At 37.9% G+C, this 15,458-nt stretch carries 18 protein-coding genes; 6 read left to right on the top strand and 12 right to left on the bottom strand.

Features of this window, described 5'->3' with window-relative positions:
- Positions 1-21: 21 nt before the first annotated feature.
- Positions 22-498: a DUF4870 domain-containing protein gene (locus tag RM545_RS11665; protein WP_311495457.1), complete on the bottom strand. Its 477-nt coding sequence runs from the start codon at positions 496-498 to the stop codon at positions 22-24.
- A gap of 179 nt (positions 499-677) precedes the next feature.
- Here RM545_RS11665 and RM545_RS11660 point away from each other — a divergent pair, with 179 nt between their 5' ends.
- From RM545_RS11660 to RM545_RS11650, 3 genes are all read left to right on the top strand, one after another.
- Positions 678-1,097, top strand: coding sequence for a DUF4442 domain-containing protein (locus RM545_RS11660; RefSeq protein WP_311495456.1), 420 nt, complete (start codon positions 678-680; stop codon positions 1,095-1,097).
- 269 nt (positions 1,098-1,366) lie between these two features.
- Entirely contained in the window at positions 1,367-2,167 is an 801-nt protein-coding gene (locus RM545_RS11655; protein ID WP_311495455.1) for a TIGR00266 family protein, read from the top strand.
- 130 nt (positions 2,168-2,297) lie between these two features.
- On the top strand, positions 2,298-2,495 hold the full coding sequence (locus tag RM545_RS11650; protein WP_311495454.1) for a hypothetical protein: 198 nt from the start codon (positions 2,298-2,300) through the stop codon (positions 2,493-2,495).
- 199 nt (positions 2,496-2,694) lie between these two features.
- On the opposite strand, the gene RM545_RS11645 is transcribed toward RM545_RS11650, so the two are convergent.
- The 8 genes from RM545_RS11645 to RM545_RS11610 form a co-directional block, all read right to left on the bottom strand.
- Positions 2,695-3,636, bottom strand: coding sequence for a LysR family transcriptional regulator (locus tag RM545_RS11645; RefSeq protein ID WP_311495453.1), 942 nt, complete (start codon positions 3,634-3,636; stop codon positions 2,695-2,697).
- A gap of 125 nt (positions 3,637-3,761) precedes the next feature.
- Entirely contained in the window at positions 3,762-4,184 is a 423-nt protein-coding gene (locus tag RM545_RS11640; protein WP_311495452.1) for a DUF2141 domain-containing protein, read from the bottom strand.
- Between the two features lie 101 nt (positions 4,185-4,285).
- On the bottom strand, positions 4,286-5,617 hold the full coding sequence (locus tag RM545_RS11635; RefSeq protein WP_311495451.1) for a DUF58 domain-containing protein: 1,332 nt from the start codon (positions 5,615-5,617) through the stop codon (positions 4,286-4,288).
- Positions 5,618-6,634: an AAA family ATPase gene (locus tag RM545_RS11630; protein WP_311495450.1), complete on the bottom strand. Its 1,017-nt coding sequence runs from the start codon at positions 6,632-6,634 to the stop codon at positions 5,618-5,620.
- Positions 6,609-7,841, bottom strand: coding sequence for a DUF4350 domain-containing protein (locus tag RM545_RS11625; RefSeq protein WP_311495449.1), 1,233 nt, complete (start codon positions 7,839-7,841; stop codon positions 6,609-6,611). Before RM545_RS11625 ends, RM545_RS11630 begins: the two co-directional genes overlap by 26 nt.
- The gene (locus RM545_RS11620; RefSeq protein ID WP_311495448.1) at positions 7,834-8,598 is read right to left on the bottom strand and encodes a DUF4129 domain-containing protein; all 765 of its coding nucleotides are present in this window, start codon (positions 8,596-8,598) and stop codon (positions 7,834-7,836) included. Before RM545_RS11620 ends, RM545_RS11625 begins: the two co-directional genes overlap by 8 nt.
- Entirely contained in the window at positions 8,598-9,455 is an 858-nt protein-coding gene (locus RM545_RS11615; protein ID WP_311495447.1) for a YciC family protein, read from the bottom strand. Before RM545_RS11615 ends, RM545_RS11620 begins: the two co-directional genes overlap by 1 nt.
- The gene (locus tag RM545_RS11610) at positions 9,430-10,413 is read right to left on the bottom strand and encodes a stage II sporulation protein M (protein ID WP_311495477.1); all 984 of its coding nucleotides are present in this window, start codon (positions 10,411-10,413) and stop codon (positions 9,430-9,432) included. The genes RM545_RS11615 and RM545_RS11610 overlap by 26 nt, the downstream gene beginning before the upstream one ends.
- 34 nt (positions 10,414-10,447) lie before the next feature.
- Between RM545_RS11610 and RM545_RS11605 the strand changes: the two genes are divergently transcribed.
- Complete coding sequence (locus RM545_RS11605; RefSeq protein ID WP_311495446.1) at positions 10,448-11,161, top strand: RDD family protein; 714 nt, start codon at positions 10,448-10,450, stop codon at positions 11,159-11,161.
- 30 nt (positions 11,162-11,191) lie between these two features.
- On the opposite strand, the gene RM545_RS11600 is transcribed toward RM545_RS11605, so the two are convergent.
- On the bottom strand, positions 11,192-11,932 hold the full coding sequence (locus RM545_RS11600; RefSeq protein ID WP_311495445.1) for a peptidylprolyl isomerase: 741 nt from the start codon (positions 11,930-11,932) through the stop codon (positions 11,192-11,194).
- On the opposite strand from RM545_RS11600, the gene RM545_RS11595 reads away from it, so the two are divergent.
- Both RM545_RS11595 and RM545_RS11590 read left to right on the top strand, forming a co-directional pair.
- Positions 11,931-12,572, top strand: coding sequence for an NUDIX hydrolase (locus RM545_RS11595; RefSeq protein ID WP_311495444.1), 642 nt, complete (start codon positions 11,931-11,933; stop codon positions 12,570-12,572). The two genes, RM545_RS11600 and RM545_RS11595, sit on opposite strands and share 2 nt — an antisense overlap.
- Positions 12,573-12,646: 74 nt before the next feature.
- Positions 12,647-13,444, top strand: coding sequence for a lysophospholipid acyltransferase family protein (locus tag RM545_RS11590; RefSeq protein ID WP_311495443.1), 798 nt, complete (start codon positions 12,647-12,649; stop codon positions 13,442-13,444).
- Between the two features lie 824 nt (positions 13,445-14,268).
- On the opposite strand, the gene RM545_RS11585 is transcribed toward RM545_RS11590, so the two are convergent.
- Both RM545_RS11585 and RM545_RS11580 read right to left on the bottom strand, forming a co-directional pair.
- The gene (locus RM545_RS11585; protein WP_311495442.1) at positions 14,269-14,907 is read right to left on the bottom strand and encodes a DUF8845 family protein; all 639 of its coding nucleotides are present in this window, start codon (positions 14,905-14,907) and stop codon (positions 14,269-14,271) included.
- Positions 14,908-14,914: 7 nt separating this feature from the next.
- The gene (locus tag RM545_RS11580) at positions 14,915-15,409 is read right to left on the bottom strand and encodes an RNA polymerase sigma factor (protein WP_311484448.1); all 495 of its coding nucleotides are present in this window, start codon (positions 15,407-15,409) and stop codon (positions 14,915-14,917) included.
- Positions 15,410-15,458: the final 49 nt, after the last annotated feature.

Below are 15,458 nucleotides of genomic sequence, written 5' to 3'. Positions count from 1 at the left end.
TGTTGTTAAACTGTCCATTTTTTAATTGATGATTAGTTTATTGATACTGATAAAGTTGATGCATAACGGATAATTATATAATTCTCCCTGATTTGCTTTAAGGCTGGCACTTATCACTGTAAAGATCTCCAGGATAAAAAGTGCAAGAAGAAGCGTTGCAAATATTGCCAAGAGAATAATAACAGATATAGCCTCTTGAAGATCACTTATAGCGAATTCATGAAAGTGCTGAATGTTAATATAGCTTTCCAAATAGAGTATAGTAAATACAATTCCCGCAAGCCCGAGTAATCCCAGTAAAATGCTATACAGGAAAATACTTATCTGGAAGTTAAGTGCATTTTTCCCGTGGTGATCTACAAATTCATCATCTTTTCTAAAGATCCAGAGGATGAGTGGAAAAAGAAAATTGCCCAGTGGAAAAATAAATTTCGTAAAGGTTGACAGATGGATAAGTGTTGCCAGGTTTTTATCTCGATTGATGATTGATGAGTTCATTGCCTATTAATTTCTTATACAAATATATGTACAAAGGATGGTAATTTGCAAAGCATAGTACCTAAATTTAACTTTTATTTAAGGTTTCATGTTCGCACCTGAACCATTTATTTTAGATACTTTTAAGTACAATTTTGAACTTTTCAAGAATGACACCTGTAAAACTTAATTCTTTTTTAATGCTGAAATTACCCAGTGCATGGCTATGTGGTGTGCGGGTAAAACAGATTAATAGCAGGAGCTGTCAAGTAAAGGTTAAGCACAGATGGATAAATCAGAATCCGTTTAAATCGATGTATTTTGCGGTACAGGCGATGGCTGCCGAGTTAAGTACGGGGGCATTAGTAATGTCAAAAATTCAGCAGGAAAACAAGAAGATTTCGATGTTAGTTGCCCAAAATAAATCTAATTTTTCGAAAAAAGCTACAGGAAAAATCACCTTTACCAGCGAGGATGGTGAAAAAATTGCTGAAGCGATAAAAAAGACTTTGGCTACCGGAGAAGGAGAGACGTGCTGGATGAAAAGCGTGGGAAGAAATGAAGAAGGGATTGAAGTATCCGAATTTCATTTTGAATGGACGGTGAGAGTGAAAAAGTAATTTGAGAATTTGAAAATGTGCCGATTTGAAGATGAAAAGAGTGAAAGAGTAAAGCAGTGAAGGAGTGACAAGTTTTAAGCGAAAAGCTGCTGAAAATTTGAAGACTTAAAGGTGTGTTAGTTCGCCAATAGTAAAATAAGAACTACAAAAAGAGTGAACCCGTGAAATTTTGAAATCAGGATTTAAGGAGTTATTCTGCGAAAAGGAACAGACAACAGACAACGCGAATTTTTTTCAACTTTAAACATTGAACCTTAAACATTTAACCAATGAACGCACATGAAATAGATTACCAGATTTTTGGAGAGGAAATGCAGTACGTAGAGCTGGAGCTGGATCCACAGGAGGCGGTAATTGCTGAAGCCGGAAATTTTATGATGATGGACAACGGCATCCAGATGAATACCATTTTTGGCGATGGTTCTGCCAAGGATGAAGGTTTTCTGGGGAAAGTGCTGGGAGCAGGAAAGAGGCTTCTAACCGGTGAAAGTCTTTTTATGACCATCTTCTCGAATGAGGTACAGGGAAAGAAAAAAATAAGTTTTGCATCTCCCTATCCGGGAAAGATCATATCCATAGATCTTACAAAGTTTAACGGGAAGTTTATTTGTCAAAAAGATGCTTTCTTATGTGCTGCAAAAGGCGTTTCCATTGGAATTGAGTTCAGTAAAAAGTTTGGTCGTGGTTTTTTTGGAGGGGAAGGTTTTATTATGCAAAAAGTAGAGGGAGATGGTATGGCATTTGTTCATGCAGGCGGAACTATGGCAAGAAAGGAATTACAACCTGGTGAGAAATTAAAAGTGGATACTGGTTGTATAATTGGCTTTACACAGGATATTGATTATGATATCGAATTCGTTGGTGGTATAAAGAACACCTTTTTTGGTGGCGAAGGTTTGTTCTTTGCTACGCTCACTGGACCCGGGACGGTTTATATCCAGTCTTTGCCTTTTAGCCGACTGGCAAACAGAGTTCTTCAGGCGGCACCGCAGGGTGGAGGCAAGGATAAAGGAGAAGGTAGTATTTTAGGTGGCTTGGGAGATGTGATTGGTGGGGATAGAAGGTTCTAACGAACTAAATCGTTTTCGTACATCGTAATTTAAAATAAATTACCTATATTTAGAAAGTATTAATCTAAGCCTATAGAAACAATTCTACCTTTTTTTAATCATTTTTTCTAACTAAACCAGGTATCAAATTATGGCGAGAGCGATGTTTGAATACACCAAAACAGTACTTGACAAAGTGAGTTTTGATGCTACGCTGTTCTGTAAGGAAGTCAATAAAGCAATGGACAGATTGCTGCCTCATGAAATTGAGGAACTAAAAATCTGGATTATTTCTTTAACCCGGCAGAACCCCGAATTAAATAGTTGTTTAATTTATTTAAATCCATAGAAAAAAGCGGCCTTCGAGCCGCTTTTTCTTTTACTGTCTTACTTCAGTTTCGATTTACTATTTATGCTTCTGGTAAATCTCCAACAACAATATTTATAGCAAAGTTGTCAGACCGAGCGCAGTTGAGGAGTTGGTTTGTCTTTTTGACTCCATTCAAGATAATAAAAATTAGGTTTAGGTTTTCAGAAGAGCAACTATTTCACTTTTTATTTATTGGACTTATAATCTGTACGTTTTGATAGGCTATTGCTCCTTTTATAACGCCGGCAATGGTGCTGCGCATAGCCTCAATTATCTGCATTTTTAATTCGCTGCGATTGTAAATAAGGCTCACTTCCCGGGCAGGTACAGGATCTTCAAACATTTTTAAATGCTGTTTTTCTGATTCTTTGAGTTCGAGGGTGTGGAGATAGGGGAGTAGTGTCATTCCCAGTCCCTCGTTTGCGAGGCTTATTAATGTTTCGAAACTTCCACTTTCCAGTTGAAAATGATCATCGTTGGTACCACGGGTTACTTTGCAAAGATTAATAATTCCATCTTTAAAGCAATGGCCATCCTGAAGTAGGAGTATATCATCCAGATCGAGATCACTTACAGCAATTTTTTCCTTTTTATTCAGGCGGTGTGAAGGCGGAATATATCCAACAAAAGGTTCGTAATAAAGTGGATTTTCCTTAATACCTTCCTGCTCCAGAGGTGTAGCCGCAATAGCTGCATCCAGGTGACCTTCCTTCAATTTTTCGATAATAGCATCGGTATTTAGCTCCTCAATTTTTAGTTTTACCTTGGGGTATTTTTTAATAAAATTGGTAATAAAAAGCGGTAGGAGCGTAGGCATTACTGTCGGGATTATTCCCAATTTAAAAATACCTCCTACATAACCTTTTTGCTGGTCTACAATATCCTTTATCCTGTCGCTTTCATTCACAATATTCCGCGCCTGGTGAACAATTTTTTGACCTGTCTCGGTAAGCTGAATAGGCTTCTTGCTCCGATCAAAAATTTGGATGTCCAACTCTTCTTCCAGTTTCTGAATTTGCATACTCAGCGTAGGCTGTGTAACAAATACCTTTTGGGCAGCTTTTGTGAAATTTTTATGTTCTGCTACAGCCAGAACGTAATGTAGCTGTGTGATTGTCATAAATAGCAAAATTGATTATGCTACAAAGGTATTGGTTTTTTCTATAGTATTATCAATAAATCGGCGGGCTCTTTATTTAAGCTGTTGCTTATACTACCCTTTACTGGTACTTCTTAATTGGATGATTAAAATCTTATTTCAATTTCGCGGGATTCTTTATCGAATTTAAATTGAGAATCCTCCCAATTAGGTGGCCCGTATGACATTCCATTTCCTGAAGTTCCATAATTTTCCATCGGCATTCCGTTACTGTCAAAGTCCATTCTTTTGTTACCATTTTTATCATGGAGGGCGATGATGGCATACGTTCCTTCCGGGATATCCGTAAAGATAGCTTTGGCCACACCATTTTTCACTTCACTTAAAGCTCTAAATTCTGGCTCGGTTTTCATAAAAGTATCTTCGGAATATAAACCGAAGAGAACTTCTCCTTCATCACTAGTGGCGTTGGTTACAATTGCTGTGATGCTCCCTTTTTCTTCTTGATTTTCCTGAGCGGTTGCGAAATTGAAGAACAGGATGCTTGCTAATACTGCTAAAATTTTCATAGTTGTTGGTTTTAAAATTATACTTCAAATATATCCTGAAGTATATTTAACAACTAAAAAGTTTTGCTGAACCGTAGAATTATAATCCTGAGTTGTATTTTTTATAAAATTCCCCTGGCTTTAATTTCCAGGTATTTATTGATGGTGTTGATGCTAAGATCTTCGGGTTTGGTAAGAATGGTTTGGATCCCGTTGCGCTGTAGTTCCTTAGCCATTTTAATTTTATCATAAGAAAACTGCTCTGCTATGGTCTGATGTGCACTGGAAGCAACAGAATCGGCATCTGTTTCTATAAGTTTTTGCACTTCGGTATTTTCAAAGAAAATCACAACCAGAACGTGCTTTCTTGCCAGCGCTTTTAGGTACGGAAGCTGACGTTTGAGCCCTGAAGGATGTTCAAAATTAGTGTAAAGCATTAACAGGCTACGTTGATTAATTTGTTTTTTAATATGGGCATAGAGCAGACTATAATCGGGATCACGAAACCCGGTTTTTACGTTGTACAATGTTTCCAGAATACGGTTGAGCTGGGTGAATTTTGAACTGGCACCTAGAAGGTATTCGAGTTCATTGGAAAAACTCAGGAAGCCTACTTTGTCCTTTTTCTTAAGTGCAACATTCGAAAATGCGAGGGCGCTGTTGATGGAATAGTCTAGTAAACTGAGTCCGTTAAATGGCATTTTCATGACGCGGCCGGTATCTATAACGGAATAAACAGGCTGTGCTTTTTGATCCTGAAACTGGTTGACCATTAAATTCCCCTGCTTCGCTGTAGCTTTCCAGTTTATTGTGCGTACATCATCACCCGTTACGTATTCTTTGATTTGTTCAAACTCCATAGTGTGGCCAATCCTTCGGATTTTCTTAAGGCCGGGTTGGGAAATCTTATTATCCATAGCCAGAAAATCCAATTTTTTCATCTGAATAAAAGAAGGGTAAACCTTTACCATCTGATCTTCATCAAATACCTGCCGCTTTTTGGCAAGCCTTAATTTGGTAGTGGCGTAAAGGTTTAATTTTCCGAAGAAGTATTCCCCGCGATGAACGGGTCGCACCAAGTATTCGAATGTGTGTTTTCCCTTTGCAGGAATAGTAAAAATTTTAAGGAAATCCCTTTTCTGAAATTGTACCGGAAGTTCATCTATTACTTCGCACTGAATTTGGAAATTGTATTTGTTCCGGATTTCCACTTTTACCGGATTTTCATCGGAATTCGAGAATTTTTCGGGGAGAATTCTCGTTGCGGTAAGTCCGGTATTCTTAAAAAGGGTTACTATATCCAGCAGTACGAAGAGCAAAAACACAACCACAGAAAGCCAGGCGACTGTATAGAGAACTTCAAACCAATACGAAAACAGGAAGATCACGGCAATTGTGAAAAGCGCCACAAAAACCCGTTGTGTAAAATATAAAGATTTGAAGAATTTTATCACCTATCGTGGTATTTCAACAGATTGTGTAATCATTTCAAGGACATTTTTAGTCGTCATTCCTTCCATTTCACGATCTGGAGAAAGAATAATTCTATGTCCTAAAACAGGATTCAGGGCGCGTTTAATATCTTCAGGAATAACAAAATCCCTCCCGTTAATAGCGGCAAAAGCTTTGGAGGCATTCATCACCGCAATAGAAGCCCTGGGAGAAGCGCCGAGGTATAGATGAGGATGCTGGCGTGTTTTCCCGACGAGCTGGGCTATGTAATTCAGTAACTTTTCTTCAACCAAAATCTCATGAATTTGCTCCTTAAGTGTAAGCAACTTATCAGGATGAAGCACCGCTTCTATATTAGCTTCAGGAAGTTTGCCTTTACGCTCGTGGTGGGATTGAAGAATTTTAACTTCATCTTCTGTAGAAGGATATCCCACATCAATTTTAAATAAAAACCTGTCCAGTTGCGCTTCGGGAAGGGCATAGGTTCCTTCCTGCTCGATAGGATTTTGTGTGGCAAGAACCATAAAAGGGGCTTCCATGTTGTATTGTTTACCGTCTATCGTGATTTGCCGTTCTTCCATGACTTCAAAAAGTGCAGCCTGAGTTTTTGCGGGAGCACGGTTAATTTCATCAATAAGAACAACATTGGAGAAAATTGGGCCCGGCTTAAATTCAAACTCCGAAGATTTCATGTTGAGCACAGAAGTTCCCAATACGTCACTGGGCATAAGATCTGGAGTAAATTGAATTCGGCTAAATCCGGTTTCGAGACTTTTTGCAAAAAGCTTGGCCGTAACTGTTTTTGCCACTCCCGGAACTCCTTCTATAAGCACATGACCATTGGCAAGGAGACCCACGATAAGAAGCTCTACAAATTCGTCCTGGCCAACAATTACTTTTGCCAGCTGCTCTTTCAGCTTTTCAACAGAATTTTTGAGATCCTCCAGAGGAACCCGATTATCGAAATTCAGCTCTTCTCTTTGTTCACCTTCATTAGGTTGTATTTCTTCGCTTTCCATCTTTTATGTCTTTAAACTCATTAATCGCCCGGCTTAATACTAAAAATTCTTCTTTAGAAATCTGCGCCCTGCTTTTAATTTGATTGATTCTATTAAATAACTCCTTCGCTTCTTCAGGCGTTTTTCCTGCCCGTGAAGATAAATCCAGGTAAAATTGTTCATTTATTTCCTGTGTAGGAATACGATAATGAAGCCTGATATACTCAAGGAACAATTCAATTTTTTTTGTGGCAAGTTCTTTATACTGCTTCTGTTCAAGGTACAAATCTGCAATGGTCTGAGTGTATTCGTACGTTTGATTTTTTTGCGGATTCACTACAGGAATTGGACGTTGTTTTCTTTTGCCTTCAAAGATTATAAAAAGGACACCCGCAATAATCACAAAATAATAAGCCCATTTTAAACTTCTTCGGTTAAGAAGAATGTAAAGCGGTGATGAGTAAAACGTCTTGCCGGATTTATAGTAACCGTCCCATAAAATTTGCCCATTATCGTCTATATATGCCAGAACTTTTTCTGCATACTCGTGGTTGTTTTCAGAAAGTAAAAAGTAATTGCTGAAGGCCTGAGGACTGGTATGCAGCAGAAATTGGCCATTTCCGAAGGGAGCTTTTATAAAATTTATTTTTTGTTCTTTAGAAGTAACTTCTTCTTCTTCGAGATTTGCCACGCCAAGAACAGTGTGCCGCGCAGTGTCTATTTTACTGAAGAAGATAGCTTCAATATCATGATCAAATTTATAAGATTCTGCACTCTTAAGCTCCGGGTTCACCAAATTAAACTTTGGCCGGGAAGTAAAATCTTTGTTACTTATAAATTCATTTATTCCCAGGTCCAGCGTGTCCAGAAGATTCATACTAAGATAATCTGCCGAAATAAACGCGGAATTTCCTTTTCCTACCCATTCCAGAAGATTGTTTAGTTCGTCATCGTCAAAAGCGATATAGTGGTTCAGGAAAAAATAGGTGCCTTGCGGAAGGCTGTCCTGCATAAAAAACTCGTAAGGTGGAATTTTTATTTCTTCAATTTCTGAAGAAGTACTCTTTTTCCAGCTCTCGAAAAAAACAAAGCTTCCCAGCGGAATCTTATCTTTGGCTACGTAGCTGGGAGACCAGTTCACCGGTTCCGGCTCTGTAGCTTCCAGCCAGGTAAGGGCGAGAACCAGCAATAGGAAAAGAGCAAATGTTAATTTAAATGTTTTATTCATTTGCTGAATTTTCTAATATTGAATTCATCTGAATAAAACCTCTTTCAGCTAAACGAAAATCTGTTTCTGAAACTTTAAAATCACCATACCAGATAAAATCATAAAGCCTGGTAATCTTCCGAAATTGATGTTTTATAGTTTCCTTCTGGATTTCAGCAGAATAATCCTGGTTTGTCTTCTGGAACTGATAAGATATAATTCCGTTCTCATCCAATCGCTTTAGGTTTAGAAGGTAGTAATAACGTACGGCAAGCCGGTATTCTTTGTTGGCAATGGCTTCTTCAATTAATCGACTTATATCCTTAGACTGGATGATTTCTTCCTCTTCACTTAGAAAAACCTCAGGTTCTACCGGAGTACTAAGTAGCGAACTTTTAGGATCCAGCCGTGTAATGAGCCAGAAAACGAAGCCGAGCACAATTGCCAGGATAACATAAGGGAAAATCGTTATGATAAATTGAAGAAAGCCTCCGGGTGTATAATCCCCAAACAACCAAGCTGTAAACTGCTCGTATTTCAAATTAATAAACCGCTTAAAACGCGTCCACCACGAATCGTTCTCTACAAGATCCAGATAATCAAATTCTTCCAGGCTTTTATAGGCTTCAATTTCAGATTTATTGAAGGTAGCCGGTTTCAGGTCTTCATTGCGATCATATCTTATTTCAGCAATAGAATCTGTGGTTCCTTCAGCTTGTGGAAAAACATTTCCGAAGCATAAAAAGCAGAGTGAAATTGCTAAAATAAATCTGATCATTATCTTCTTCCTAGGTTTTCTATAGATTCAAATGTTCCCGTGAAGTTTTGTTTTTCATTCAGATGAAAATATATAAGGGAAATTCCCAGGGGCATAATTGCGTACAACATATATTGAATAAGCGATGCAATTATGGAAAGGGTGATGTAAACCCAGTCAAACATTCCCGAAAGGTCTGCCGCCGAACCTTCCTGCATCACCGTAAAAGTTTTAATGATGGTGTAAATCAATAACGGAATTTGGAAGATAAAGCTTATTAAATATATTAGCATTCCAATAACAAAAAGGCTGAAAAAGGTCATCCACCAGTTATCTTTAACTAATTGAAAAGAATCTGAGATGCTGTCCATGATGTTACCTCTTCTAAAAACAAGAATAGCGGCACTCAATGTTAATGGAACAGTTAGATAAACGCCGGGAATAATGAACAGGAGAGTTCCCGCCACTATTAGAACCCAGGAAATAAGTGTTATTCCAAGCAATTTCCCAAAATCTTCTTTTAATCCTTTCCCTACTTCTGAAACCTGTACATCTCCATTATTGTTAATGTAAGAACTGATAACATGAAATATTGCTCCGTTTAAAGCAGCCGTATATATAAGAACAGCGATTAACATAAGAATAAACGACAGAATAAATTCGCCACCGCTAAAGACTCCTGTGGCAAAAACGGGACTTCCTATTGTGGAATACGTATAATAGCTTACTGCTGCTATAAGAAGCACAAATGCCGGGGAAACAAATTTTGCGAAGACATTAAAAAGAAGCTTGTAGTTTTCCCGAAGGAATTTAAAAAGGATGCTAAGGATCTCCCCAAGTTCCCTTTGTTTTTTAAACCTGATGTAGTCCGGATTCATTTTTTGATTTTTGATTATGTAGATAAATTGGATAAAAGACGTAATAAAAAACGATAAGAGCCAAAGAAAGTGAAATAATTGTTATTGCCAGCCAGTCTGGCATCTGGGTGATCCTGGTAACAAATCCTTCCAGAAAACCTGCAATTATAAAGAAAGGAATTGTACTAATGACAATTTTTAATCCATCTTTTACGCCGGAAATAAACGACCTGAGCCTGGAATAAGTTCCAGGGAACAAAATGCTTTTTCCTACCACCAGACCAGCACATCCCGCAACTATAATTACCGAAATTTCTATGGTACCATGAATCCAGATTGTCCTGGCTGATTCCCATAGCAGGCCCTGTTCATAAAAAAAATACTGAAAAGAACCGAGCATCACGGCATTTTGCATTAAAATAAAAGCTGTGCCCAAACCGGCAAGAATTCCGAGAGTAAAAGCAAAAAGGCTTACCCTAATATTATTAATGGTGATTCCCAGGAACATATCAACTTCTGATGCATTTTTGTAGACCGCCATTGGATCATTATTAGCGATGTTTTCCAGGGTCATATTAACATAAGAATCGCCGAGAATGCCGCGAATGAAGGAGCCGTCGCTAGCTGCAGAAAATGCGCCTACAATAGAGAATAATGCAAAAATTAAAAAGCTGAGAAGTAATTGCCTCTGGTATTGGTAAAAGAATAGCGGAAATTCTTCAGTAAAAAAGCTTACGAACCGTTTTCGGGATTCTTTTTTATTTCTGTAAACTTTTTGATGAGCTGTAGATGCAAGTCCATTGAGGTAGGTAGTGGTATTGCTGTTGGGATAGAAAGTTTGTGCATAGCTTAAGTCATCACTAACCTCTACATAAATTCCGGATAATTCCTCCGGGGGGATGCTGTTTTTATTTTTAAGGAGGCTTTCAAACTTCAACCATTTATCCTTATTTTGCTTCACAAAAGCGGCCTCGCGCATAGTTTCCCAATTAGAACTCAAAGTAACAGATTAAATGGATAATTTTCAAATAGAAACGGCTCAAAATATTAGTATAAAACAGAATGTGGCCGGGATTGGAGAACGCATAGTTGCTTATATTGTAGATACTTTTATACTCATCCTCTACACCATCATAACCGGGCTTATAATTTCGGGAACAGATTTGGACAGCGGAGGTACCTGGATGTATTATCTGGTGTTGGGCTTACCTGTTTTTCTCTACTACCTTCTTTGGGAAACATTCTGGGACGGGCAAACTCCGGGGAAAGCAACCATGCACTTAAGAGTGGTAAAAGAAGATGGTTCCCGCCCTGCTTTTTCGAATTATCTCATAAGGTGGCTGCTTAGATTTATTGATATTACTTTAACCAGCGGGGCTGTGGCAGTAGTAATGATTTTGATAAATGGTAAAGGTCAGCGGCTTGGTGATCTAGCGGCAAAGACCACGGTAATATCTGAAAGACAACGTATGGGAATAGAAAATACCCTTGCCGTTGATTTGCCCGGCAATTACACTCCTAAATATTCACAGGTAACGGTTTTAAACGATTCAGATATTCAGGAAATTAAAGAAATTTATAGGAAGGCGAGAGCAAACGGAAATCATAACATTATCTTGTCCCTTGCATTAAAGGTTTCCGCATTAATGGATGTAGAATATGAAGAGAGGCCGATGGAATTTTTAAACCGGGTAATTTCTGATTACAATTATTATACGCAACGGTAAGAAGTAAAAACCACTCCTGAAGACCACATGTTATTCAATGATTTCTACATCCATATAAATATTGTCAATAGGCCATTCTGACTGGCCAGTTTCTACCTGAGCAATTTTTTCAGCTACGTCCATTCCACTGGTAACTTTGCCAAAGACAGTGTGGTCATTATTCAGGTGAGGTGATCCACCTTTGTCTACCACGATAAAAAATTCGAAAGGAGAAGAAGCTTTGCTTACATTTTGTTCACTGTATTTTGCTGCGGAAAATGCGCCATAAGTGTGCCTATGGCCGGCATCAAATTCACTTGGGATTAAATAATTGCCAACATCCTGCCTCATTTCGTAAGTAGCTTCGTTATCAGAATTTCCTCCCTGAATCACGAATCCAGGTGCAACCCTATGAAAATAAGTATTGTCAAAATAGCCATTTTTAACCAGCATTATAAAATTTGCCCGGTGCAAAGGAGTGTCCCGAAACAACGTAACCTCGATATCACCAAAACTGGTAACGATCCTTACCCGGTTTTCCTGATTTTCCTTCCCATATTGAGTTAAGAACGGAATAAGTTCTTCCTGCGGAATAGGATAAGCTTCTCCCAGCCCCTTTTCTTCTATTTTTTCTTCTTCTGTATAATCTTTGGCAACGTCTATTGCTGTACTATCATTCTCCATTTTCTCGGCTACAGTTTCGGCAGCACTTTTCTGAGAAGAATTCTTATCTTCACAACTTGCAAAAAAAAGAATCAGAAAACCGGCAATTATTGAAAGGCTATATCTCATGGAATTCAAAATCTTTAAATCTAAGATATCAAAATTAAAAAAAATTGAATTACCGGGAGAGGCTGCACATCATAAATTAGCTCCTCTAATGAGAATACAGGAGCTTGCCAATGTTGATATTGAAAAGCAAAAACCGAACGAAGCAGGTGTTTTGGCACTTTTTTATCCTGATGAGCTTTCACAAACCAAACTGGTTTTAATTTTAAGGAAAACCTATAGGGGCGTTCATTCCAATCAGGTCGGTTTTCCCGGCGGAAGGGTGGAAGAGGAGGATAAGGATCTTTCAGAAACTGCACTTCGGGAAACAGAAGAAGAGGTAGGAGTTCCTGCAAAAGCAGTAACGGTTATTAAAGAACTGACAAAACTTTATATTCCCCCTAGTAACTTCTGGGTTCATCCTTTTATTGGGATTATGGAAACTACGCCGGTTCTGGTTGCGCAGGAATCTGAAGTAGAAGATATCCTTGAAGTCGACCTTGAGCATTTTCTGGACGAAAATAATATGGTAAAACAAGTGCTAAGCACGTCCTATGCTAAAAATGTAGAAGTACCGGCTTTCAGCCTTAATGGTCATATCGTTTGGGGTGCCACAGGAATGATGCTGAGTGAAATAAAGGAAATGCTGGTGAAGGTCCTGTAAGGAACTAATCATTATATTTGCCTCCGTTTAAAAATATGTTTCTAAAAACTAGTTATAATTTGTAGTTTCAGATAATGGGCCTTTTTAAAAAAAATCCGTTTGGACATATTTTATTTCTGAAGAAGTGGCTTATTCGCATATTTGGTTTGCTTACCCACAGGAGATACCGCGGCTTTAACGAACTAAAAATTGAAGGATCTGATATTATAAAGAATCTTCCTGATACCAACGTTCTTTTTGTATCGAACCATCAGACCTATTTTGCAGATGTAGTGGCCATGTTCCATGTTTTTAATGCCAGTTTGAGCGGGAGGGTAGATTCCATTAAAAATGTGGGATATATCTGGAATCCAAAACTTAATATTTATTATGTAGCTGCAAAAGAGACTATGCAGGCGGGTTTGCTCACCAGGATAATGGCCTACGGCGGTGCAATTACGGTAGAAAGAACCTGGCGGGAAAAAGGAAAGGAAATTCAGCGGAATGTGAATCCGCAGGATTCTGAAAATATTGCAGATGCTTTAAATGACGGCTGGGTAATCACCTTTCCGCAAGGCACAACAAAACCTTTTAAGCCCATTAGAAAAGGAACGGCCCATATTATTAAAAATTATAAACCTATTGTTATTCCTATTGTAATTGATGGTTTTCGGAGATCTTTTGATAAAAAGGGGCTGCGCATCAAAAAACGCGGAATACTGCAATCATTTCAGATAAAGCAGCCTTTAGAAATCAATTATGATAACGAATCTATAGAGGAAATTGTTGAAAAACTGGAATATGCAATAGAGCAGCACGCTTCCTTTTCAAAAGTGATCCCTACGGAAGCTTTAAACACTATGGAAGAGCTTAATAAGAAAAGGGAATACTGAAAATTATTTTAAATTTTAGATTCTGTATTTCTGAAGGTCGAAAATTGGCATTTTTGAGGTTGACTTTTAGAGGAAAGAGAAGAGAGGAAAAATTTTCCTAACCTCACAATTCATCAGAAGAAAAAGTACTATCCACAAAACAAGTTCAAGAGAGATACCTATTGATTGTTTCCAAGAAGATAACTTTTTCCCTCCTTAACTCTTTCCCTTTTTAACTTTTTGAACTCCAAACCCCGAACTGCAAACTCTTTTCTCAAGGTCGAAAATTGACATTTTTGATCTGTGTTATAAATTTAACTGCAAACTTTAAAAATGGTTCTCAGATTTCTCCCGCAGATATCGCAGATTTGCGCAGAGGGTACAAACGAAGATGCAGCTATTAAAGCATTTTCCTAACCTCACAATTCACCAGAATACAAAGACAACCCACAAAACAAGTTCAAGAGAGAAACCTATTGATTGTTTCCAAGAAGATAACTTTTTCCCTCTTTAACTCTTTCCCTTTTTAACTTTTTTAAACTCCGAACTCCGAACTCCGAACTCCGAACTCCGAACTCCGAACTCCGAACTCCAAACTCCAACTCCGAACTCTTTTATGAAGGTCGAAAATTGACATTTTTGATCTATGTTATAAATTTAACTGCAAACTTTAAAAATAGGTTCTCAAATTTCTCCCGCAGATATCGCAGATTTGCGCAGAGGGTACAACGAAGAGATAGCTATTAAAGCTTTAACTTTAGGTCCAAACTCCGAACTTCAAACTTCAAACTTCAAACTCCGAACTCCGAACTCCGAACTCCGAACTCCAAACTCCAAACTTAAATTCAAACATCCAGATTCTTCAGCTCCTTATAGTTACGGTTTAGTCTTTTTAAAAGAATTCCGTAGAGTAATTTATAGAATAACCAGATAACGCCCAGAAGTAAAATAAGTGCAATGCTTAGAATTGCAATCATTTTAATCCAGTCTACCGTATCAAAAACGTATTTTGATGCATCGTCTGCGTTTACTTCCAGGACGTGATAGTGCAGTAAAATATACACGGAAACCATGGAAATTATGGCTATGGAAATTAATACGTAAGCAATATAGAATTTTACTGTTTTTCTTGTTTTTAGAATATCGCGCATTAGTTTTGAAGCACTATCTGTAGACGAGATCTTTTTGTAATTTTTATAAAACCGGTAGATAAAGTACAAGGTAATAGGATAGCTAATTACTTCTGCAAAAATCATAAATTCTTTAAGGTGCAGCGTTTCCATTTGCTGCCAGTATTCCTTATCGGCCAGGGCAATGCTTAACAGCGTGCCCAGAAGGAATTCGATAATACTGATGATAAATATCCATTTAACAATAGAAGAAGACTTCTTCCAAATCATTTTATAAATATCATCATAGGAAAGGTGCGGAAGGTTTTCTTCCTGCTTTTTCCAGTTTTTCTTTAATAAATCCAATCCATCCATCAACTTTCTAAGGATTTAATATTGTTCTCAACTTTGTTTTCACCCTATTCATTTTCACTCTTGCATTTACTTCAGATATCCCAAGGGTTTCAGATATCTCACGGTAATTTTTGTCTTCCAGGTATAAAAAAACCAGGGCTTTTTCAATATCATTTAATTCTTTTATGGCGTCATACATCAACTTAATCTGCTGCTCTGCTTCATCATCATACTCTTCCGCTTTAATTTTGAAATGGACAGTGTCGTAGTCCTGAGTCTGAATTCCGCGCTTTTTCTTACGATAAAGCGTAATTGCAGTATTTAGGGCGACCCTGTACATCCAGGTACTAAACTTGGCATCTCCACGAAATTTTGGATAAGCTTTCCAAAGCTGAATTGTAATTTCCTGGAATAAATCGTTGTGCGAAGCCTGATCATTTGTGTAAATGCGACATATTTTGTGCGCAATATTCTGGTGTTTTTCCAGATTGGTAACAAACTGATGTTCTAGGTCCTTATCCACATTACTTGGTTAGCTGTTATATGTAGCCTGAAGAGATACAATGTTACAA

This window comes from Autumnicola lenta, assembly GCF_031846515.1.
Taxonomy (GTDB): Bacteria; Bacteroidota; Bacteroidia; order Flavobacteriales; family Flavobacteriaceae; genus Autumnicola; species Autumnicola lenta.
The sequence above is the reverse complement of the archived record's forward strand: the minus strand, read 5'-3'. Positions and strand labels throughout refer to the sequence as shown.

What these genes read in the sequence shown, in the direction of transcription:
- RM545_RS11665 (WP_311495457.1), bottom strand. Translation starts at nt 498, where the DNA reads ATGAACTCATCAATCATCAATCGAGATAAAAACCTGGCAACACTTATC.
- RM545_RS11660 (WP_311495456.1), top strand. Translation starts at nt 678, where the DNA reads ATGCTGAAATTACCCAGTGCATGGCTATGTGGTGTGCGGGTAAAACAG.
- RM545_RS11655 (WP_311495455.1), top strand. Translation starts at nt 1,367, where the DNA reads ATGAACGCACATGAAATAGATTACCAGATTTTTGGAGAGGAAATGCAG.
- RM545_RS11650 (WP_311495454.1), top strand. Translation starts at nt 2,298, where the DNA reads ATGGCGAGAGCGATGTTTGAATACACCAAAACAGTACTTGACAAAGTG.
- RM545_RS11645 (WP_311495453.1), bottom strand. Translation starts at nt 3,636, where the DNA reads ATGACAATCACACAGCTACATTACGTTCTGGCTGTAGCAGAACATAAA.
- RM545_RS11640 (WP_311495452.1), bottom strand. Translation starts at nt 4,184, where the DNA reads ATGAAAATTTTAGCAGTATTAGCAAGCATCCTGTTCTTCAATTTCGCA.
- RM545_RS11630 (WP_311495450.1), bottom strand. Translation starts at nt 6,634, where the DNA reads ATGGAAAGCGAAGAAATACAACCTAATGAAGGTGAACAAAGAGAAGAG.
- RM545_RS11625 (WP_311495449.1), bottom strand. Translation starts at nt 7,841, where the DNA reads ATGAATAAAACATTTAAATTAACATTTGCTCTTTTCCTATTGCTGGTT.
- RM545_RS11620 (WP_311495448.1), bottom strand. Translation starts at nt 8,598, where the DNA reads ATGATCAGATTTATTTTAGCAATTTCACTCTGCTTTTTATGCTTCGGA.
- RM545_RS11615 (WP_311495447.1), bottom strand. Translation starts at nt 9,455, where the DNA reads ATGAATCCGGACTACATCAGGTTTAAAAAACAAAGGGAACTTGGGGAG.
- RM545_RS11610 (WP_311495477.1), bottom strand. Translation starts at nt 10,413, where the DNA reads ATGCGCGAGGCCGCTTTTGTGAAGCAAAATAAGGATAAATGGTTGAAG.
- RM545_RS11605 (WP_311495446.1), top strand. Translation starts at nt 10,448, where the DNA reads ATGGATAATTTTCAAATAGAAACGGCTCAAAATATTAGTATAAAACAG.
- RM545_RS11595 (WP_311495444.1), top strand. Translation starts at nt 11,931, where the DNA reads ATGGAATTCAAAATCTTTAAATCTAAGATATCAAAATTAAAAAAAATT.
- RM545_RS11600 (WP_311495445.1), bottom strand. Translation starts at nt 11,932, where the DNA reads ATGAGATATAGCCTTTCAATAATTGCCGGTTTTCTGATTCTTTTTTTT.
- RM545_RS11590 (WP_311495443.1), top strand. Translation starts at nt 12,647, where the DNA reads ATGGGCCTTTTTAAAAAAAATCCGTTTGGACATATTTTATTTCTGAAG.
- RM545_RS11585 (WP_311495442.1), bottom strand. Translation starts at nt 14,907, where the DNA reads ATGGATGGATTGGATTTATTAAAGAAAAACTGGAAAAAGCAGGAAGAA.